The organism is Marinitoga sp. 1137 (assembly GCF_001941525.1).
GTDB lineage: Bacteria > Thermotogota > Thermotogae > Petrotogales > Petrotogaceae > Marinitoga > Marinitoga piezophila.
The window spans coordinates 1,675,184-1,695,401 of sequence record NZ_CP009471.1 but is presented as its reverse complement, the minus strand read 5'-3'; the positions used below and the strand labels follow the sequence as shown (position 1 = coordinate 1,695,401).

The following is a 20,218-nucleotide window of genomic DNA, read 5'->3' as shown; positions in this document are numbered from 1 at the left end:
CGGTTTTTAAGTTTTATTATCTTAAGTACATATCTTTTGTAACTTCTTCAAGTTTTAATAATCTTTCCCATCTTGTATCTACATATTTTTGCATTTCTGCGATCATATCCTGATATTCAGGATGTTGTAATGCTTTTCTAAATCTTCCAATTGATCTGATATATTCTTCAATTGGTTTGAAGTTTCTTGGTTTTCTTGTAATTTTATATACTCCTCTATCAATTTCGTATAATGGCCAGTATTTTGTTTCTACTGCTAATTTTGTAATTTTTGGACCATCACTTTCAGGAATTCTCCAGAATCTTACACATGGTGCCAATACTGCAATAAATGCTGGACCTTCGTGTTTTAAACCTTTTTCAACTTTTGCCATAAAATCAAATGGATCTGAAGTTGAAGCTGTTGCAGCATATACGTTTTCATGAGCACCAATTATTTCAACAATGTTTTTCTTAAATTGTACTTTACCGTTTTTAACTTTACCAACAGGTTCTGTTGTTGCGTCTGCACCTGGAGGTGTTGATCCTGATCTCTGGTTACCTGTGTTCATATAACCTTCATTATCATAAAGGATGTATAAGAAATCATGTCCTCTTTCAATTGCACCTGATAATGATTGAAGACCTATATCGTATGTTCCACCGTCTCCACCAAATGCTATAAACTTTATTGGTTTATCTGTCTTTAATCTTCCTCTGTTTTTTAATGATCTATATGCAGCTTCTGCACCAGAAATTGTTGCTGCTACATTTTCAAATGCGTTATGGATGTATGGAATATTCCATGATGTAAATGGATATATTGTTGATGAAACTTCTAAACATCCTGTAGCTGCACCTACTACTGGTTCATATCCTAAAGCTTTTGCTGTCATTGTTGCCCATTTTGCTACCATTGGTGCGTTACATCCTGGACATAATCTATGTCCCTGTGTAAATGGCCAATCTTCTTTATCTACCAAATTAATTAATTGCTTTAAATTTACAGGCACTATTATTCACCTCCATTATTCTTTTAAACCGAGATATCTTTCTTCGTTTGGATCAAGGTCGCCTTTCATTGCGTCTTCGAATGGAATGTGTAACATGTGTGGTGTTACATCTCTTCCACCTAAACCATATACATATGAACCTATCATTGGTTTTTCCTTTGCTTCATATAATGCTGATTTTATCAATGAATATAATGGTGCTTCTTTACCAAATGACATAGCTCTATCAAGTACCATAACTGCTTTTCTACCATCAAGAGCTTCTAAAATTTCTTTCTTTGGGAATGGTGTGAATACCCATGGTTTTACTAATCCAGCTTTTATTCCTTTTTCTCTTAATTCATCAACAACATATTTAGCTGTTGATGCAGCTGAATTCATAACAACCATTACGTATTCAGCATCTTCCATTCTATATAAATCTAAGAAGTCATATTTTCTTCCTGAAATCTTTTCATATTCTGCAAATACTTCAGGTAATGCTTTGTAAGCATTTTTTAAACCTTCTTGTTGTTGTCTATGATGTTCGAAATAGTAATCAAATAAGTCTAATGGCCCATGTGTAATTGGGTTATCAATATCTAATAATGGATATTTTGGTTCCCAAATTCCAACAAAGTCTCTTACAACTTCGTCATCTAAAATTTCTACACCTTCAACACCATGTGATGTAATGAAACCATCAAGGTTAACCATTGCAGGTGTTAATACTTCTTCTCTTTCTGCTAATTTTGTAGCAATAATTGTCATATCATATGCTTCCTGTGAATTTTCTGAGAATAACTGAATCCATCCAGCATCTCTTACAGCGTAAGCATCTGAATGATCTCCGTGTATATTAATAGGACCTGATAAAGCCCTGTTAACTATTGGCATTACAATTGGTAATCTCATTGATGCTGCTATATATACAATTTCAAACATTAATGCTAAACCGTTTGCTGCTGTTGCTGTCATTGTTCTTGCACCTGCTGCAGCTGAACCAACAACAGCACTCATTGCTGAGTGTTCTGATTCAACAGGTACCATTACTGTATCAACAGCTCCATCTGCAACAAATTGTGCAAAATATTCAACTATTGGAGTCTGTGGTGTTATTGGATATGCAGCTACAACATCTGGATTTATCTGTCTCATTGCATGAGCAACTGCAGCTGCACCAGTAATTGCTAATGTTTTAGGCATCTATATTCAACCTCCTTATTTTAAAAATTCCGTTTCAGGCTTCATTGTAATTGCATTTACAGGACATACTTCTGCACATGTTCCACAACCTTTACAATATGTGTAGTTGAAGCCTATCATTTCTGTTTTTCCATCTTCTTTTACTTTTCCATCTATTGCCATGTCTGGACAGTATAACCAACATTGCATACAATTTATACATGCATCTTTATCTACAATTGGTCTCATTACTCTCCATGTACCTGTATTGTATTCTCTTGCTGTTGCTGGTTTATCTATTACACCAGCAATTGGCATTTCTTTCCAGCTATCGTATTTAGGCATCGCCTTTCACCTCCTGATAACCGCGGTCAACAGCTCTTAAGTTTGCTTGAACTACTTCTTCGGAGAATTTCTTTTCAAATGTTTTTCTAACCTTTTCCTTTACAACTTCCATTGGAACAACATTTGTCAATTTAACAAGAGCTCCAATCATAACTGTATTTGGAATACCTCTTTTTATTTCTTCTAATGCTATATCTGTTGCTGGAATTGTATATATTTTTCCCTTGAATCCTGTTTTTTCTCTTACTTCTTCTGGTGACATAACTGTGTTAACCAACATAATCTTATCTTCACCGAGACCAGCTGTAATATCTGGCAATCCTAACATAGTATCATCGAATACAACAACAACATCTGGATTTTCAATACCGCTTCTTATTCTAATTGGAACATCAGCAATTCTGTTAAATGCTTTCATTGGTGCTCCTGATCTTTCTGCACCGTATTCTGGGAATGCTGTTGAGTATTTTCCTGCTTCTACTGCAGCTTCTGTTAAAAACTGAGAAGCACTTTTTGCACCCTGACCAGCTCTTCCATGCCATCTGATTTCAAAGTATTTTTCTGGCACTTTATGCCCTCCTTTCAAAATTGATCACATTATTTTACTATAATCAATGTTCTCAAAAATCTTATCTACCCACATATAATATTTTAACTTATTTTTTTCAATTTTTCCACTGTCAAGCATTTCATTAAGTTCAAAAAAACGTTTCACGTGTGTTTTGATTCTGTTAACGGCATATTCTACTGTCGTCCCTGAACTTATAATAAACGCCCAATCACTTGATTGCGTAAGCATTAGCTCTGTTATCATTTGTTGCAAAACACGTTTTTCCTGCTCTGTAAATTTATTGTTAATTTTCTTTTTCAAAACTTCAACCATTTCATATATTGCCGGATATATCCAATCATTATTGCCATTTATCCACTCTTCAAAATATCCGTTTATTCCCCACGTTGATTTTGAAGGTGAAAGCATTTGAATTTCTTCTATATCATTTAAAATTTCCATTGGCGTTTTTGCATTTAAGTTTTCTACTGCATCAAGATTTTCAAAAACTTTTTGTAAAAAAATAATTCCTTCATACCACCAATGCCCAAAAAAATCTGTATTAAATGCATAAACCATTGTTGGTTCTATTTCTGGATATTCGTTAGATAGCTTTTTTAACTGTTTTTTCCTTTTTTCAACGAAATCTTTTGCATGTTCTTTTACAACGCTATATGCTTCATCTATATCATATAATCCTTTTTCGAATAATTCTTTTTCCTTTCCTGTTATTTTATGATATTTTATTCCTGTGTTGCATCTTACTCCACTTTTATCAATATAATCTTTTATATACTCATATTCCCTATCAAATCCTATATCTCTATAAAATTCTCTATATCTTGGATCCGATGTATATCCATATTCCGGATCAAAAATCTCAAAATTATTTTCTTTATCTCTTCCAAATACAAATAATCCTTCATGTGTCATTATTGGATTATATACATTATACAGTGGATAACTTTCACCGTGTATCAGAGCTTCTCTTTCAAGTATTGTATATTCTATTCCAAATTCCTTTAATATTGCATCAAGTCCTTCATAATAAGCTAATTCAGGAAGCCAGAAACCTTTTGGATAATATCCAAATGCTTTTTTAAATGTTTCAAGACCATATTTTACCTGCATTTTAACTATATCAGGATATTCCTGATATATTGGAAGAACCGCATGAGTTGCTGCTGTGGTAATTAATTCGAGATAACCTTTTTCTGCATATTCTTTAAATGCTTCAAGAATATTTTTCTCATATTCTCTTTCAAATATAACAAGAATTTCTTTAAACCTATTTAGATAATAGTCTGCCATTTTATGTTTTTGTATCTCTTCATCTTTTGTTTTTATATATTCATTTTCTGCAAGTTTTATAATCTTTTTTAAATAACGAACATACTTTTCCTGTAAATCAATGCTACTCAACATTTCAATTAATGTAGGCGAAAAACTCATTGTTAATTTAAATTCTATTCCTCTATGTTCAAGCTTTTTAAACATCTGAATTAATGGCACATATGTTTCTGTTATAGCCTCAAAAAGCCATCTCTCTTCCATAAACTCTTCATAATCCGGATGTCTTACATATGGAAGATGTGAATGTAAAACAAATAATATATTTCCTTTTTTCATTTCTTTATCCCCCTATTTAAAGAATACAAGTTCCAGATAAATGATCCTCCACCTGATATAGGGGGTTTATCTCCCAATTGAGAAAATATCATATTTCCATTAGAGACTCCGGAAATTTTTTCAATTATATTAAATTCTTTTTTATGCTTTATTTTTCTTTTTTTACCAGTTTTTAAATTATACATATATACTGATTCTGAAAAATTTGGCTTATCAGATGGCATCTTCACTCTATTACTTCTAATTATCGCTATAAATTCTTTTTCCTGTGTAAAATACCCTAATTCTGCAATGTATTCTTTGTTAGGAACTGGTAAATAAAAATAGTAGTTTGTATATTCTTTTAAATCATTTGGATATTCATATGTTCTATGAGGTACATCTATATCCATTTCTATTCCTGTTATATCATAAAATCTCATTATAAGTTTTGTACTTTCAGAAATTTTATTTAATTTTTCTATTATTTCATTTGAAAATTCCCAAAATGCATGAACCCAATTTGCATTTACACTTGTAATAACAAGAATATTTTTATTTAATTTCTTCCCGTATTTAAGTATAGAATTTTTATTAATTGACTTCGTTGTAAAACTGTTCATAACCGTTGGATCTGTAATTAATCCTTCTTCCTTCAATTGTAATAGCTTGTTTTTTATAACTTTTATAATATCTTTTTTTCTCATTGATCTTTTTAATTTAATGCCCATATTTTTGGCAATATTTCTTAACTCTTGAATGCTGGGCTCATCATTTTCAAGCAACATGGATAGTTTTTTGTCTATTATCATTTCTATGACCTCCGATAGAATTTTGTCATTTAAATTCTATCATATATTTTTTTTTAGCAAACAAGAGCATATTTAAAAATTTTTCTTATAACTATATTTAATTATTTGTAATAACCAGATTTTCAACATTATGAACAAATTCATTTCTTTACATTTTTGCAAAGAGTTATAACAGTAATTTTACCTTTTAGTATATTTAATACCTCTTCTATTGTAGCACCTGTCGTATAAACATCATCAATTAGTATATAATCTTTTTTTTCTAACTCACTGACCAATACGAATTTTCCTTTTATTTGCTTTTTTCTTTCTTCAATCGTATTAGCTTCTACCTGGGATTTATTATACCCTTTTTTTACTGAAATTGCATGATTTATTTTAAAGCCTGTATATTTAGAAAAATTCTTTGCAATTTCCTTTACAGGATTATATCCCCTTATTTTATAATGACGTTTTATTGACGGAATATATAATATTTCTGGTTCATTTGAAAAATCTATTTTAAAATATTTATATGTTTTTAATAGCATTTTTGAAAGAAAATCAGCATAATGTATTTTTTCACGAAATTTGAATTCCTGTACTATTCTTTTCATTGTTTCCTCATAAAACGAGGAATGGTATATAATTGTGTTATTTAATACTGTTATTGAAGGATCAAATAACTTTTCTTTGCATTCAATACAAAGAAATTCATAGAAAGGTATTTTTTTCCCGCAGGAAATACATTTATTTGGAAATATCTCATTCAAGAACACTTGGAACAACCTCTGGATTTAATTTTAAAAGTGTTGTTAATGCTGCTAATTTTAAAGCACCATTTTCATTTTCATCTTTTAAAATATTATATGGTGTTTCCCAGAAATTGTTTGCTTTTAATATTTTTAATATATTTATGGCATTTTTCCTTAAATTAACTGGATATGATTTATTTTCTGCGATTTTAGAAACTTCCATTAAAAATTGTTCTGCCTTTAATTTTCTTATTATTTGCAATGCATAACCTTTTCTCTTTACTGAAAGTGATTCTAAAAACTCTGGAATTTTATCAAGTAATGTATAATCAAGAAAATGTAAAAGATAACTTACCGCACCGCTCAAAAATTCATCTTCTACGGTATCCAATATTTCCCTTGCATAATCTACATAATTCATATCATCCTTATCTGCTGCAAGTTTAAATCCAAAATTCTTAATTTTAGGAATTTCTGATTTTATAAATTCGTCTATTACCCAATCTTCTACTATATCATTTCCGCATATTTTCTTACCTTTATTAACCAATTCATATAATAAATCTATATCTTTTTCTTCTTCAATATTCTTTGTAAAGAAATTCTTCGATATTTCACACGGCAATGCAGACATATATTTTATTATCAATAATTTTATCTCTTTTGATGCATTTAAATACGCCTCACCTAATGCATTATATACAGTAACAGAGTCATTCGCTTCAAAAAATCGTTTTAACAATAACTTTTTTAATGTCATGGATATTTCTTCTGATAATAGGCTATCGTTTATTGAATCGCTATAATCCAACAATACTTTTATTTGCGCATTAGGTTCATCTTTAAAATAAGGTTTTATTTTTTCTATATCTTCTGGATAGAACTCTATAAATGAATTAACCAATTGAAATCTAACCTTGAAATCCGGATCTTTTGAAAGAGGATATATTTTTTCAAAGTTCTCACATCCAAGAGCTAAATATAATTTTACACTTTCTTTTCTTATTACCGGAGAAATATCTGTAAACAATTCTTCTAATAAGTCGCATCTTAATTTCCCCATTTTTTCCAGATATTTTAACGCAGAAAGACGTACATTTGCATTATGGTCTTTTAACATTTCCTCTATATGAGTTACTTCAACCTTTTGTTTAGAAAGTTCCTGTATTGATTTTGCTTTAACTGTGGAAACCTTTGATTCAAGCAATTCAAGATATGTTCTCATGTTTTCAATTCTTATTTTTTCCTGTAATAATTTGTATGCCTCAATTATTGGATTTGCCATTTTACCACTCCTCAGAATATATATTTAATTCATAATTATCAAATCTAAATTTCATTATTTTGTTTTGATAGTTTAAATCTGACATATTTACACTTCTATATAAATAATCTCTAGTTTTTTGACCGGCTTCATTGATATACACCACACTTAAATCATTTCCATATTTTTCTATTATTACTGGTTTATCTTCATTATTTAAAAATATCATTTGTTTAGTAAGACTGTATTCTTTAAATTCTATTGTTTCAGGTTTTATATCGTATTTTAATAATTTAAACAATGATAAAATTGAATTTTCTGCATTAAGTCTTTTAAAATCTTTATATAAAATCTCTTTATACATAACAATTGTCCTTGCACTAATTGCAAGGACAATTGCTGATATTATTGATAGTATCATCAAAGATATTACACTTTCAAGAAGAATATATCCTTTTTTCATTGTATTGGCTCCGAAAAATATATTGAAAAATCCTTTCTTCCATTTAAAAATCTAAATTCAAGTTTTAAATCATCTATGAAATCTTCTGGTGGTGGAACTATATAAGTTATCTTAAAAAACATATAATCGCTTAAATTAGTGGAATATGTTTCCTGTGAAAGCGGATAACCAAACCCTGCTTTTAAACTTATATTTTCCATATTTAATTTCAATCCTGAATATAAAAGATAAATACTTCTATTTTCTGTTGCATCTTTTGTAATTCTATCATTAAACCATGCAACACCAAAATTTATATTACTGGTATCGCTTATTTTAAGAATAGAAGTACTTACATCTATTAATGTTATAAAAGATAATTCAGGCTCATTTACATATGAAATATCTGTTAAAAATTCAAAGTTATTTTCGTCTAATCCCAGACGCAATCCCATATTCCAATTATCTTTCCCTGTTAATATAGACATACCTATATCAAAATTAATAGCACTTGCTATAAATGCAATGATTAAAAAAGTAAATAGTAAAGTTTTTTTCACTATTTCACCTCTGGTTTTAAGTCAGAAAGTCTATCTTTGTTTTTTAATCTTACATGTCCTTTCTCAATTTCTTTAAAAGCTATGGTAACAAGGTTATTGTCAGAAGTCTCTACAAGTGGTTTTGATGTCGCATCAAAACCTTCATCTTTTAATATCTGTACTCTTTTTGCAACCATAATTGGCACAACATATTTGAACCCAACTTTTTCCATTATTTTATCATAGTTAAAATCCATTGACATACTCATTCCTCCTCAAATTTAAAGAATGAATAATTACCAAGATGTTCGGTAACCCTTTCAGTCTTTATTTGTTCAGCTATAAATATTGAAATTAATTGGTTGATTGATTCGTTTAAATCCTCATTTACTATTAGATAATCAAATTCATTTATTTTAGATAATTCCCATTTTGCATCTTCAAGACGTCTTTTAAGATCTTCCATCTTTTCTGTTCCTCGATTTAAAAGACGCTTTTTTAATTCAGAATATGATGGTGGTGCAATAAATATAAGAACTGTTTCTTTTCTCATTTGTTTTACCACATTTAATGCACCCTGAACATCAATATCCAGGACTATACTGAAACCTTCATTGATTTTTTCTTTTATAAAACTTTTTGATGTTCCATATTTATGACCATGCACTTCGGCATATTCAAGAAATTCGTTATTTTTTACCATTTCATCAAATGTTTTTTCATCTACAAAGAAATAATCCTTTCCATTTACTTCGCCAGGACGAGGTTTTCTTGTTGTATATGAAATGGAAAAAGTAAATCCCTTAAGTCTTTTCATTGCTTCTTTTATAATTGAAGATTTACCTACTCCACTTGGCCCACTAACGACATAAAGTATTCCTTTTGTCATTTAGAATAAACCTCTCTCCTGATTTTTTCAAGAGCACTTTCAACATCATAAAAATTCTGCATAAATCTTCCACTAATTGTTTCAGGTTGTATAGCACTTAATATGATATGGTTACTATCAGTAATTACAATAGCTCTTGTTTTTCTTCCATATGTTGCGTCAATTAATTTTCCTTCTTCTTTTGCAATATCCTTTAATCTTTTTAATGGTGAAGATTCTGGGTTAACAATAGCGATAACTCTATCACCAATTACAACATTACCAAAACCAATATTAATTAATCCGTACATACACACACCTCCGAATATTTTGTTTTATATCAATGTATATTTTGAACCTGCTCTTTTATCTTATTTACATATAGCCTTCCATCAAGCGAAAAAGCTGTAATTTCTTTTAATTTTGATTTAGAAGCTATTGTATTAAATTCTCTATGCATTTCCTGGGCAAGAAAATCAAGATTCTGGCCTATTGATTCTTTTTCAGAATTTACAACTTCCTTAAATTTCTTGGTATGCATTTTTAATCTATCGATTTCTTCTGTAATATCTCCTCTTTCAAGAATTAAGGCTATTTCATATTCCAATCTTTCTTTATTGTATTCAATATTTAAATCCAGGTCTTTTAATGATTCTTTTAATTTATTTTTATAATATTCCTTCATTTCTCCGCTTTTTTCTTCTATTAATGTAGTTAATTTTTCTATTTCTTCTACATATTCAAGAATAACCCCTTTAATCTTTTCACCTTCAGACTCCTGAACACTTATAACCTTATCTATAGCAATATTAACAGCCTCTTCAAGACCTTCCCATATTACCAATAATTCTTCTTCATCAATTGAATACCTCATTATTTCTTTAAATTTTACCAGTAAATCAAGAGATGGACTATCACTAAGGTGGAGATATTGTGCAAGTTCATTTAATGCATCGTAGTAAGATTTTGCTAATGGCTTATCTATTTTTATAATACTTTTGGGTTGAAGAAGTCTAATATCAATATATACACTTAATGATCCTCTTTTAAAATTCTTTTTTAGAAGATCATTTACTTTTAATTCCAGTGAAGAATATATCCAGGGGAGATTTGTTTTAATATTTAGATGCTTTCCATTTAAAGATTTTATTTCAACAGTATAACTATAATTACCTATATTTTTCTCTATTCTTCCATAACCTGTCATACTTCTCATATTTTCACCTCTTAATATCATTATACAACAAAAAAATAAAAAAACAAAATTTTCAAGAAAATTTAATCTTAAATGAACTTCCTTTACCCAGAATGCTGTTAACCTCTATTTTTAATCCTAATTTTTCACTTAATTTCTTTGCTATTGATAATCCAAGCCCAAATCCTTTACCTGTTCTTGATTTTTCAGATTTATAAAATCTCTCAAAAATTTTATTAATCTCATCTTCAGGAATTCCAGGCCCTTCATCTATAATTTCAATTGTAGAATTATACATTTTTATATATACATTGTTTTTATTATTTTGCTTTGTGTATTTTATAGCATTTTCAAGAATAACTTTTATTATAATTCCAAGGTAATTACTATTTGTCTTTACATATAAATCCTTTAATTCATAATGTATATTTATATCCTCGTTTTTATATATATTTATAATCTTTTCTACTACATCCTTTACATTTAATTCTTCAAAAACTATATCTTCTTCATTTTTAGTAAGCAATAATAAATTTTCAACCATATCTTTTAAATACTCTGCAGAGTTTTTTATATTTTCAAGTGATTCCTCAAAAATTTGTTTATCCTCTTTTCCCCAACGTTCTATTAATTTTATATATCCAATAATAGATGTAAGCGGCGTTCTTAATTCATGAGATACATCAGATACAAACTGTTTCTGCAACTTATAACCTTCATCTATTTTTTCAAGCATTAAATTAATATTCTGAGTCAACTTGTCAAATTCATAATAATTTTGCTCTGGCATTCGTTTATTTAAATTTTCAACATTAATCTCCGCTATTTCTTCAGAAATAATCAATAACGGTTTAAGAGAACGTTTAGCAAAGTAATACGATACTAATAGCGATATTAAAATACTCAAAAAACTTAAATTAAGTGCCATAGAATTAAATGTTTTCAATAATGCTGTATATTCAAGGGATGGCCCACCTATAATCAAATCTGAATTATCAAAAATTTTTGTTTTTATAAAAATATAATAGATATCATCTTTTTCATATACAGCATATTTTTCTTTCATATTAAATAATTTTTCATCTACTATTCCATATGGGTCATTTACAATAATGCCATCCAGGATAACAACCTTATTAGCCAACAAGCTTGCTTTCAATCTTTCAGCATCCTTTAAAAGCGAAGGTCTTGACATCATTCTTCCCATAAAGTGTTGAGGCGTGTCTGAAAAACGTTCAACCTGCTGTTTTAAATAAATGGCATAAGTTTTCACAGATGATTTTTCAACAAAATATCGAAGAGAAAATATGATAGCAAGTAAAACCACTATCATAATTCCTGTATATATAAATGTAAGGCTCCAGACCACACTTTTTTTATTATCAATCCTCTTTAAATACGTAACCAACACCTCTTACTGTCTTTATTTTTTTTCCTTCTTTTCCAAGCTTTTTTCTTAAATAATTAATATATACCTCTACCAGATTTATATTTTCAAGATCATCATATCCCCATATTTCTTCAAGTAATTTTTCTTTTGATATTACCACATTTTTATTCTGCATAAAATACTTTAATAGATTGAATTCAGTAAGTGTTAAGTTTACAACTTTTTCATTAACCTTCACTTCCATTTTTTCAAGATCCATTTCTATATTCCCAACCTTCATACTTTCATGTTTTCCCAGCCTTCTTAATAATGCTTCTATTCGTGCAACCAGCTCTTCTATTTCAAAAGGCTTTACCATGTAATCATCTGCACCTGTTTTTAATCCTTCAATTTTCGAAGGCAGATCGCTTTTTGCAGTTAGCATAATTATTCCAACATTATGATCATAATTTCTAATTGAGTCAGCAACTTCAATACCATCTATTTCAGGAAGCATTAAATCAAGTATAATAACATCGGGCTTGAATTCCTCGTACTTTTCAAGCCCCTCTTTTCCTGTAAAAGCAACTTCTACAATATATCCTTCATGTTTCAATTCAAGTTCTAACAACCTTGAAATACTTTTATCGTCTTCAACTACAAGAATTTTATACATTAATTACACCTCAATACGTAAAACCAACAAAAATATCCTTTAATGTTGTTGATATAATCACATTTCCATTGAGCCCTTCTACAAAAAATCTAATTCCATATTTTGTGGAATATTCCAGATCAGAAGTAATAGGTTGTTCAATAAACATTGAAGCTTCTCTTTTTCCAAAGGTATAAATCACAGAAAATTCTGTTTTATATTCCAATGTATTAATTGAAGTTGCAAAATCAAATGTACCATTTAAATCAAAAAGATTGTATTTTATAAAAGGTACAAAAAAACCTGAAGCAAATCCATATTTTATTTCAGATGGACTTTTAAAAGACAAAATTCCTTCCATTCTTCCATCCAAATCCCTTAATGTTGGAAACACAACAGACATGTTAAAAACAGTTTTTGCTGAAAATGCCACGTTAAATATTAATACTGTCATAGCCAAAAATAAAAATACTTTTTTCATAATCTTTACCCCTCCTGTGATATAATTTGTATTGTTGATTAATAAAATTATAAGCAAAATTCTTTACGAATTAATTAAAAATGAGTATATTAATAAATAATAGAAAAATGAGGTGAAAGTATGGAATTTAGAGGAACAACTATTGTAGGAGTAAAAAAAGACGGAAAAACAGTAATTGCTGGAGACGGACAAATAACTCTTGGAAATACTATATTTAAAGGAACTGCAAGAAAAGTTAGAAGATTGGGTGAAGGAAAGGTTGTTGCCGGGTTTGCAGGTTCTGTTGCAGATGCATTAGCTTTATTTGAACGTTTTGAAGCAAAATACAGAGCAAACGCTGGAAATCTTTTAAAAGCTGCCGTTGAATTATCAAAAGATTGGAGAACTGATAAAATTTTAAGAAAATTAGAAGCTATGTTACTCGTTGCTGATAAAAACTATCTTTTATTAATTTCTGGAAATGGTGAAGTAATTGAACCAGAAGAAAACGTTATGGCTATAGGTTCAGGAGGACCATATGCACTTGCAGCAGCTAAAGCTTTACTTAAAAATTCCGATCTCGATGCAGAAAAAATCGCTACAGAAGCATTAAAAATTGCCGGTGAAATATGTATTTACACCAATCAAAACATCACTGTGGAGGTTGTGGAATGAAAGAAAAAGTCTGGGTTATAGATAATGAAGTCCTAAACGATATTGAATTTGATAACAGTTTTGCAGTAGTTGAACAAACCATTCTTGAAAAAATCTTTAAAAATGCATACTTTATAGATAGAGATATAGCTGAAAATGATGAATCGAAAAAACAAATTATTCCATATGTTGTTTTAAAAAATGAAAATAATGAAATACTTGTTGTAAAAAGAACAAAAAAACAAACAGAAAAAAGATTGCATAATTTATATAGTGTGGGAATCGGCGGTCATATAAATCCCGTTGATGAATCTGAAAACCCTGAACAAACATTTTATAACGGCCTTAATAGGGAATTAGATGAAGAAACAGATATTGAAAAGATCAAATCATTAAAATACGTGGGATTAATACTTGATGATACCACATCAGTTTCAAGAGTCCACCTTGGAATATTGTTCATTGCATATATAACAAAAGCTGAAATAAAAGAAAAAGAAAATTTTGAAGAAACCTGGATATCAGAAAAGGAATTAAAGAATTTTGATGGAAAATTTGAAGGTTGGTCTGAAATAGCATTAAAAGCTTTAGAGGTGATCTAATGCTATTTAAAGCATATGCCAAGGTTAATCTCTATCTTGATGTTGTTAATAAACGATCAGATGGATATCATGATATACTCACATTATTCCAGACAATTCCAATATATGATGAAATTGAAATAGAATTTTCAGAAAAAGAAGAATTTCACTCAGAACCAGAATTGAATTTTCCCTGGGAAAAGAATATTATAAAAAAGGCTATTGATACATTTAAAAAACTCACAGGATATAAATTTAATCTCAAAATTCAATTGCAAAAAAAACTTCCTCAAGGTGGCGGAATTGGTGGTGGAAGTGCTGATGCTGCAGCTGTATTAAAATTTTTAAAAGAACATTATAATATTTCTGATAAAGACATTATTGAAATCGGTACGAAAATTGGTGGTGATGTTCCATTTTTAATATTTGGTGGAACAGCAATTGCTGAAGGTATCGGGGATAAACTTACATTTCTTAATCCATTAAACCTTAATTTTGAATTTAATTTTCCAGGAATACATGTTTCAACACCGGAAATGTATGGTGAAATAGACAATAACTGGAATGAATTACAAAGATATGGAGATCCATACAAGCTTTATGAAGCATTAAAAGAAAAAAATTTTATGTTAGCCAGAGAAAATGCGTTTAATATCTTTGAACAGGTTGTATTTAAAAAATATCCTGAACTAAAAAAAATAAAATATGATATGTCAAAAAAATCTGTATTTTCTTTAATGAGCGGCTCTGGAAGCACTATATTCGCAATAAATAAGGCGCAACCTTAAAGGTAGCGCCTTATTTATTCCATTCTTTCCTCAATATCCCCATTATTACTTCATCGTGATATTTTCCTTCTCTAAAAATTTGTTCTCTTAGTATTCCTTCAACTTTAAATCCAACTTTTTCATATGATTTTATCGCTCTTTGATTAAAACTAAAAACATGCAACTTCACTTTATTTATATTCATTTCTTTAAAAACAAAATCAACAAGCAACTTCATAGCTTCTGTTCCGTATCCCTTATTAAAAAAAGGTTTCCCTATAAAAATTCCGACAGTAGCTACAGAATTTTTCCAATCTATTTCATTTACCCCACAACCACCTATATATTCTCCGGTTTTCTTTAATTCAATAGCAAAATCATACTTTCCTCCACCAAAAGGATTGAGTTTTTCATACCACTTTTCTTCATCTTCCATTCTAAAAGGATAAGGAATCCCCGGCATTAAATTCTTTCTAACTTCTTCATCATTAATATATTCAAGAACCTTTTCTAAATCATTTTTTGAATAAGCTCTTAATTTCACTAATTTCCCTTCTAACATAATTCCACCCCCATATTTCGTTAAGCTAATTATATCAAAAATTCTTTTTTCTGTCAATAATATAGATTTACTGAAATTAAATCATCTTTTATATTAAAGTTATTTTTCTACTTTCAAAGAGATTTTTCGAAGATTAGCACTCAATTCGCCTAAAGGAGTTTTTATTTTTCTCAATCAACATCAAAAGGACGAACATGGATGTGAGTCTGCAACAACCGGTGGGAACAAGAATTTTTGAGGATTAGTATCGAACACCAAGAGTAAATCTTTTTATAAAGTTTCCTAATAAATATATTTTTACTTTAATTTCAGTAAATCTATATTTACAATAAAAAATTATAATATTAAAAAAAGAAACTACATTAATATGATATAATAAATCAGAAATTTTTCAAGGAGTGGTTATATGATTTTTGATACTATTGCTGCAATTTCTTCGCCTCCAGGAACTGGAGCAATTTCAGTAATAAGACTATCTGGTGATAAAGTTATTAAAGTTATTAAAGAACTATTTAATATGGAAAATCCAAAACCCAAATATATGTATTATAGTTTTCTAAAACAAAATAATGAATTAATTGATGAAGTAACGTGGGTATATCATAAGGGACCAAAAAGCTACACAGGCGAAGATATGCTCGAAATATTTGGACATGGTGGTATTCTCCTTACAAAAAAAATATTAAATATAATCTTATCTTTAGGTGTAAGAGAAGCCTTGCCTGGCGAATTCTCTAAACGTGCTGTAATGAACAAAAAAATGGATCTCATAAAAGCTGAAGCTATAAATGAAATGATACACGCTAACTCAGAATATTCCTTAAAAGCTGCAGCAAGTCAAATAGACGGAAAGCTTTCAAAAGATATAAAAGAATTAAAAAGCGTCTTATACAATATTGCGGCAAGAATTGAAGTTGAAATGGATTATCCTGATGATTTTGAAGTTGACAACTTTGAATTTTTGGATTCCCTTAATTCTGTAAAAGAAAAACTCAATTATCTATATGAAAATGCTGATAACGGAATTGCAGCAGTTGAAGGAATTAAAATGGCTATTGTTGGAAAACCAAATGCTGGAAAATCTACACTTTTAAATGCACTTTTAAGAAAAGATAGAGCTATAGTGACTGATATTCCTGGAACAACCAGAGATACTATAGAAGAAAATTTAAACATTCGAGGTATATATATAAAAGTAATTGATACAGCAGGAATTAGAGAAACAGGAGATATTGTAGAAAAAATAGGCGTAGAACGTTCGTTAAAAGCTATTGAGGAATCAAAAATGATATTATTTGTTCTTGATAATTCCACTGGAATTGAAGATTATGATCTTGAAATCTTTGAAAAAATAAAAAACTATACAGACAAAAAAATTGTAATTGTAATAAATAAATCAGATATAAAAAATACCGATAAAATTGATATCCCATGGAAGGAATATAAAATAGTGAAAATTTCCGCTGCAAATGGTGAAATCCAGGAATTAGAAAATCTTATTTATAACGAATTAAAAGATGTGGTAATTACAAAAGAGTATACCCTCACTAACGAAAGACAAAAAAACGCTGTTAAAAAAGCTATCGATTCTATTGAAAATGCTCTAAATGGTATTCATTTAGGTCTTACCAATGATGCTATAATGTTTGATGTAAGAAAATCTATCGAATCTTTAAATGAATTAACAGGCGAAGATTATACAGAAACACTTCTTGATAATATTTTTGGAAATTTCTGCGTAGGAAAATAGGAGGTACGAAAATGAATTATAGTATTTTAGCAATATTATTTGGATTAACCCCATTATTGCAGTATTTTATAAAAGGTTGGGCTTTTTTCGGTGTTTCATTAATACTTTTTATAATATTCTATAGAATATTAAAACTTCAAGGAAAACAGGTATTTTCCTTTTTGGCAGGAACAATTATAGCAGCAGAAGCTATTGCATTGTTATTTGGATTTACTAACTTATTTATACTTGCTTATTTAATAACAGTAGCTATTATATTTCTTGTTGCAGCAAATGATGAGAAAAAAATTGATATTTTAAAAGAATATTTATCAGAAAGCGGTGAAAATGAAAAAGATTGGAATTTCTATCATTTATTTTTTGGTCGTGGTGAAGTTTCTTCAATAGAAGAAATTGGAAAGTTATTAGGAAGCATTTTAGGTATAAAAGATGGAAAAATCGCTTTTTCTGTTCAAATGCCAAATGGCGATTATTATAAACGCATTATAAATAAATCAGATATAAAAAGTTATAATCTATATGATATAAAAAGCAATCAAGAATTATACTACGTAAAAATACGTGATTTATTTATGCCGAACAGAAGGCTCAGAACCCTTCATAAACCGCACCTTGAAACATTTTGTTTAACTATAGAAACAATAGATGGTGAGGTAGTTTCCTTTTATGAAGAGCCTGATGTGTTACAAAAAATTGTAAAACAGCTCGATGAGCTATAAACTTGTAAAAAACTTGAAATAATTTTTAACTTGACAGAATTTGATTTTTGTGGTATTATAATTCTCGGACGTCGAATGAAGACGGTAAGTGGCGGAGCGTAGCGCAGATGGTAGCGCGCCGGTCTTGGGAACCGGAGGTCGCTGGTTCGATCCCAGTCGCTCCGACCAGAAGGTGGCGGTTTTTCTGTGCGGCTGTAGTTCAATTGGTAGAACACTGGCCTTCCAAGCCAGGGGTTGCGAGTTCGAGTCTCGTCGGCCGCTCCAGCGCCCATAGCTCAATAGGATAGAGCATTGGATTTCTAATCCAAGGGTTGGGGGTTCGAGTCCCTCTGGGCGCGCCACCTTTTTTTATTTAGTGATGGTGGCATTAGTTCAGTGGTAGAACGCCTGACTGTGGATCAGGATGTCGTGGGTTCAAATCCCACATGCCACCCCAACAAAAAAAGACCCATTATTTGGGTCTTTTTTTGTTATTTCTATAATATTATTCTTCCATTTTTTCTTTTAATTTCTTTGCAATAAATGTTGCGATGCATCCATATTATATTGTTATTATTTAATCAGTTGATATATTAATTATAAATTTAAATATTGGAAATATAAGGTAAAATTTTTTATTTGTATTGATTTCTTTTTTTTCTTTTGATATAATTAAAAAAAATATAAAAATACTATAAATGTGAAAATTTATGATAAATAATATGGAAAATCAGTCATTTAGAATAAAAATAATAATATTTTTTCACATTATTGCTATAGCTTACGTTGGAATCACTTCTACTATTTCATATTTTTGGGCTATAATGTTTCTTTTATATCTTATAGCGGTTTATATTGAAATAAAAGGCGATGAAACGTTAAAATTCTATTTTAAATTTAATAATTTTACTATTATATTTAAAGATAAATTGCTTTTATTTATATTGATATTTTATCTTTTCGGAATATATATAAAGATTAAAAATTTTGATTTTAATGCTTTTTTTTCAATAGATTTAATGAGTATAACCTGGGCACCTATATATGAAGAAATATTATATAGATTAATAGTGATAAGTTTTTTGGAAATTATATTTAAAAATAATAAGTTAATTTGTTTTATTTCAGCATTTATTTTTGCTGTCGTTCATGAACAATATACATTGTTAGATGGGAAATTATTTGTCTTTATCTCTGCAATAATTTATTATTATTCATTTAAAAAGTCTAAATCAATATATTCACCTATGCTTTATCACTTTCTCAACAATTTTGTAAAAGGACTTTATAATTAATAAAAATTAATTTCTGGCGCCAGATAAAAATATAAAAATCAGGAGGGATTGTATGAATAAACGTATTTTTGGTAATCTTTGTACGGAAGTGTTTTTTTTGTGAAAAAATTAATAATTGTGTTGGTTTCATTTATGTTTATATTATTTTTTGCTTCTTGTATAACAAATAATGAAATTGATGAAATGAAGAGAATAGATGAAATTTCAAATAGATATAATTTAAAAACTATAAAAAAAGATGAAATTCCAAAAAACATTATACCGATTAAAGTAGAAAATTCTTTTGAATTGGAATATTTGCTTAAAGAAATTTCAAAAACAAATTTGAATAAAAGTAATGTTAGATTTGAATTGACAAATAAACTAACTACAAAAGGATATACTTCTTATTATACTGCTAAATTTTCAAAAAAAATAACTAAGAATAATCTTAATATCGCAAATATATATTTTAATGTAATGGCAGACTTAAAAATTTTTAAAGATGGTTCATTTGGAGAAATTTTAAGTTACTCAAATGAAAGATGTTCTTTAACCGGATGGACCTTAGCAGCAAAATTAGAATATCCAAAAGCTTCTGTAGAAATAAGTTCGGATAAGCAATCCGCAACTTTGAGAGGAAGTGGAACTGTAAATTTATATTTGCTAATACAAAATTTAATAAAACTTTATTCATATGATGTAAGTGTTTCAGGAACGTATAAAATAAATTATTAGGGGGGAGTATAATGGACTTTAATTTTACAAGTTTTATAAATATTTTGAATTTGCTCTTTTCAATTGTAATATTGGTTGCGATAATAAAATTATCTTATATAGTAATGAAATTGCCATTAAAAAATGAAAATAATAAAAGAAATGATAAAAAATAGGTTGTTATTTTGAAAATTACAGAAAAAAACAACCCCTCTGCAG

26 protein-coding genes and 4 tRNA genes are annotated in these 20,218 nt (G+C 28.9%); 12 read left to right on the top strand and 18 right to left on the bottom strand.

Features of this window, described 5'->3' with window-relative positions; all coding sequences use genetic code 11:
• Positions 1 to 16: 16 nt before the first annotated feature.
• The 17 genes from LN42_RS08075 to LN42_RS07995 all read right to left on the bottom strand — a co-directional run bounded on the left by LN42_RS08075 (position 17) and on the right by LN42_RS07995 (position 13,017).
• Positions 17 to 991, bottom strand: coding sequence for a thiamine pyrophosphate-dependent enzyme (locus LN42_RS08075; RefSeq protein WP_014297028.1), 975 nt, complete (start codon positions 989 to 991; stop codon positions 17 to 19).
• A 15-nt stretch (positions 992 to 1,006) separates the two neighbouring features.
• Positions 1,007 to 2,176 (bottom strand): 2-ketoisovalerate ferredoxin oxidoreductase subunit alpha, encoded by a 1,170-nt coding sequence (porA, locus tag LN42_RS08070; protein ID WP_014297027.1) that lies wholly within the window; start codon positions 2,174 to 2,176, stop codon positions 1,007 to 1,009.
• A gap of 15 nt (positions 2,177 to 2,191) precedes the next feature.
• A complete protein-coding gene (locus LN42_RS08065) occupies positions 2,192 to 2,500 on the bottom strand; it encodes a 4Fe-4S binding protein (RefSeq protein ID WP_014297026.1) in 309 nt (102 codons plus the stop codon).
• On the bottom strand, positions 2,493 to 3,068 hold the full coding sequence (locus LN42_RS08060) for a 2-oxoacid:acceptor oxidoreductase family protein (RefSeq protein WP_014297025.1): 576 nt from the start codon (positions 3,066 to 3,068) through the stop codon (positions 2,493 to 2,495). The genes LN42_RS08065 and LN42_RS08060 overlap by 8 nt, the downstream gene beginning before the upstream one ends.
• Positions 3,069 to 3,092: 24 nt before the next feature.
• Positions 3,093 to 4,679 (bottom strand): glycoside hydrolase family 57 protein, encoded by a 1,587-nt coding sequence (locus LN42_RS08055; RefSeq protein ID WP_014297024.1) that lies wholly within the window; start codon positions 4,677 to 4,679, stop codon positions 3,093 to 3,095.
• Positions 4,676 to 5,470, bottom strand: coding sequence for a DUF4912 domain-containing protein (locus tag LN42_RS08050; RefSeq protein WP_014297023.1), 795 nt, complete (start codon positions 5,468 to 5,470; stop codon positions 4,676 to 4,678). Before LN42_RS08050 ends, LN42_RS08055 begins: the two co-directional genes overlap by 4 nt.
• Positions 5,471 to 5,610: 140 nt before the next feature.
• On the bottom strand, positions 5,611 to 6,066 hold the full coding sequence (locus LN42_RS08045; protein WP_148265163.1) for a ComF family protein: 456 nt from the start codon (positions 6,064 to 6,066) through the stop codon (positions 5,611 to 5,613).
• Positions 6,067 to 6,214: 148 nt separating this feature from the next.
• Positions 6,215 to 7,489 (bottom strand): HEAT repeat domain-containing protein, encoded by a 1,275-nt coding sequence (locus LN42_RS08040; RefSeq protein WP_014297021.1) that lies wholly within the window; start codon positions 7,487 to 7,489, stop codon positions 6,215 to 6,217.
• A gap of 1 nt (position 7,490) precedes the next feature.
• On the bottom strand, positions 7,491 to 7,931 hold the full coding sequence (locus LN42_RS08035) for a type II secretion system protein (RefSeq protein WP_014297020.1): 441 nt from the start codon (positions 7,929 to 7,931) through the stop codon (positions 7,491 to 7,493).
• The gene (locus tag LN42_RS08030; RefSeq protein ID WP_014297019.1) at positions 7,928 to 8,470 is read right to left on the bottom strand and encodes a hypothetical protein; all 543 of its coding nucleotides are present in this window, start codon (positions 8,468 to 8,470) and stop codon (positions 7,928 to 7,930) included. The genes LN42_RS08035 and LN42_RS08030 overlap by 4 nt, the downstream gene beginning before the upstream one ends.
• A complete protein-coding gene (locus LN42_RS08025; RefSeq protein ID WP_014297018.1) occupies positions 8,470 to 8,712 on the bottom strand; it encodes a DNA-directed RNA polymerase subunit omega in 243 nt (80 codons plus the stop codon). The genes LN42_RS08030 and LN42_RS08025 overlap by 1 nt, the downstream gene beginning before the upstream one ends.
• A gap of 2 nt (positions 8,713 to 8,714) precedes the next feature.
• Positions 8,715 to 9,338, bottom strand: coding sequence for a guanylate kinase (gene gmk, locus LN42_RS08020; RefSeq protein WP_014297017.1), 624 nt, complete (start codon positions 9,336 to 9,338; stop codon positions 8,715 to 8,717).
• Positions 9,335 to 9,628: a DUF370 domain-containing protein gene (locus LN42_RS08015; RefSeq protein ID WP_014297016.1), complete on the bottom strand. Its 294-nt coding sequence runs from the start codon at positions 9,626 to 9,628 to the stop codon at positions 9,335 to 9,337. The genes gmk and LN42_RS08015 overlap by 4 nt, the downstream gene beginning before the upstream one ends.
• A gap of 29 nt (positions 9,629 to 9,657) precedes the next feature.
• Positions 9,658 to 10,533, bottom strand: a complete 876-nt coding sequence (locus LN42_RS08010) for a YicC/YloC family endoribonuclease (RefSeq protein WP_014297015.1) — start codon at positions 10,531 to 10,533, stop codon at positions 9,658 to 9,660.
• Between the two features lie 52 nt (positions 10,534 to 10,585).
• The gene (locus tag LN42_RS08005; RefSeq protein WP_041638569.1) at positions 10,586 to 11,920 is read right to left on the bottom strand and encodes a cell wall metabolism sensor histidine kinase WalK; all 1,335 of its coding nucleotides are present in this window, start codon (positions 11,918 to 11,920) and stop codon (positions 10,586 to 10,588) included.
• Positions 11,895 to 12,557 carry a response regulator transcription factor gene (locus LN42_RS08000; RefSeq protein ID WP_014297013.1) on the bottom strand — a complete coding sequence of 221 codons (663 nt, stop codon included), beginning with the start codon at positions 12,555 to 12,557 and terminating at the stop codon, positions 11,895 to 11,897. The genes LN42_RS08005 and LN42_RS08000 overlap by 26 nt, the downstream gene beginning before the upstream one ends.
• A 10-nt stretch (positions 12,558 to 12,567) precedes the next feature.
• A complete protein-coding gene (locus LN42_RS07995) occupies positions 12,568 to 13,017 on the bottom strand; it encodes a hypothetical protein (RefSeq protein ID WP_075780668.1) in 450 nt (149 codons plus the stop codon).
• Positions 13,018 to 13,137: 120 nt separating this feature from the next.
• Between LN42_RS07995 and hslV the strand changes: the two genes are divergently transcribed.
• Genes hslV through ispE form a run of 3 tightly spaced genes read left to right on the top strand, consistent with a single transcriptional unit; the run spans position 13,138 to position 15,019 of the window.
• A complete protein-coding gene (hslV, locus tag LN42_RS07990; RefSeq protein WP_014297011.1) occupies positions 13,138 to 13,671 on the top strand; it encodes an ATP-dependent protease subunit HslV in 534 nt (177 codons plus the stop codon).
• Positions 13,668 to 14,252 carry an NUDIX domain-containing protein gene (locus LN42_RS07985; protein WP_014297010.1) on the top strand — a complete coding sequence of 195 codons (585 nt, stop codon included), beginning with the start codon at positions 13,668 to 13,670 and terminating at the stop codon, positions 14,250 to 14,252. Before hslV ends, LN42_RS07985 begins: the two co-directional genes overlap by 4 nt.
• Positions 14,252 to 15,019 carry a 4-(cytidine 5'-diphospho)-2-C-methyl-D-erythritol kinase gene (gene ispE / locus LN42_RS07980; RefSeq protein WP_014297009.1) on the top strand — a complete coding sequence of 256 codons (768 nt, stop codon included), beginning with the start codon at positions 14,252 to 14,254 and terminating at the stop codon, positions 15,017 to 15,019. Before LN42_RS07985 ends, ispE begins: the two co-directional genes overlap by 1 nt.
• 10 nt (positions 15,020 to 15,029) lie before the next feature.
• Here the strand turns inward: ispE and LN42_RS07975 are convergent, their stop codons facing one another.
• Positions 15,030 to 15,560, bottom strand: coding sequence for a GNAT family N-acetyltransferase (locus tag LN42_RS07975; protein ID WP_014297008.1), 531 nt, complete (start codon positions 15,558 to 15,560; stop codon positions 15,030 to 15,032).
• 406 nt (positions 15,561 to 15,966) lie between these two features.
• Between LN42_RS07975 and mnmE the strand changes: the two genes are divergently transcribed.
• From mnmE to LN42_RS10990, 9 genes are all read left to right on the top strand, one after another.
• Entirely contained in the window at positions 15,967 to 17,310 is a 1,344-nt protein-coding gene (gene mnmE, locus LN42_RS07970) for a tRNA uridine-5-carboxymethylaminomethyl(34) synthesis GTPase MnmE (protein ID WP_014297007.1), read from the top strand.
• Positions 17,311 to 17,321: 11 nt separating this feature from the next.
• Positions 17,322 to 18,029 carry a hypothetical protein gene (locus LN42_RS07965; RefSeq protein WP_014297006.1) on the top strand — a complete coding sequence of 236 codons (708 nt, stop codon included), beginning with the start codon at positions 17,322 to 17,324 and terminating at the stop codon, positions 18,027 to 18,029.
• Between the two features lie 92 nt (positions 18,030 to 18,121).
• Positions 18,122 to 18,197: transfer RNA gene (locus LN42_RS07960), tRNA-Pro, on the top strand.
• A 20-nt stretch (positions 18,198 to 18,217) separates the two neighbouring features.
• Positions 18,218 to 18,293, top strand: a tRNA-Gly gene (locus LN42_RS07955).
• Positions 18,294 to 18,370: transfer RNA gene (locus tag LN42_RS07950), tRNA-Arg, on the top strand.
• A gap of 20 nt (positions 18,371 to 18,390) precedes the next feature.
• Positions 18,391 to 18,465, top strand: a tRNA-His gene (locus LN42_RS07945).
• A gap of 253 nt (positions 18,466 to 18,718) precedes the next feature.
• The gene (locus tag LN42_RS07940; protein WP_014297005.1) at positions 18,719 to 19,303 is read left to right on the top strand and encodes a CPBP family intramembrane glutamic endopeptidase; all 585 of its coding nucleotides are present in this window, start codon (positions 18,719 to 18,721) and stop codon (positions 19,301 to 19,303) included.
• Positions 19,304 to 19,402: 99 nt separating this feature from the next.
• Positions 19,403 to 20,020 (top strand): hypothetical protein, encoded by a 618-nt coding sequence (locus LN42_RS07935; RefSeq protein ID WP_014297004.1) that lies wholly within the window; start codon positions 19,403 to 19,405, stop codon positions 20,018 to 20,020.
• Positions 20,021 to 20,031: 11 nt separating this feature from the next.
• Positions 20,032 to 20,175, top strand: a complete 144-nt coding sequence (locus LN42_RS10990; RefSeq protein WP_014297003.1) for a hypothetical protein — start codon at positions 20,032 to 20,034, stop codon at positions 20,173 to 20,175.
• Positions 20,176 to 20,218 lie beyond the last annotated feature (43 nt).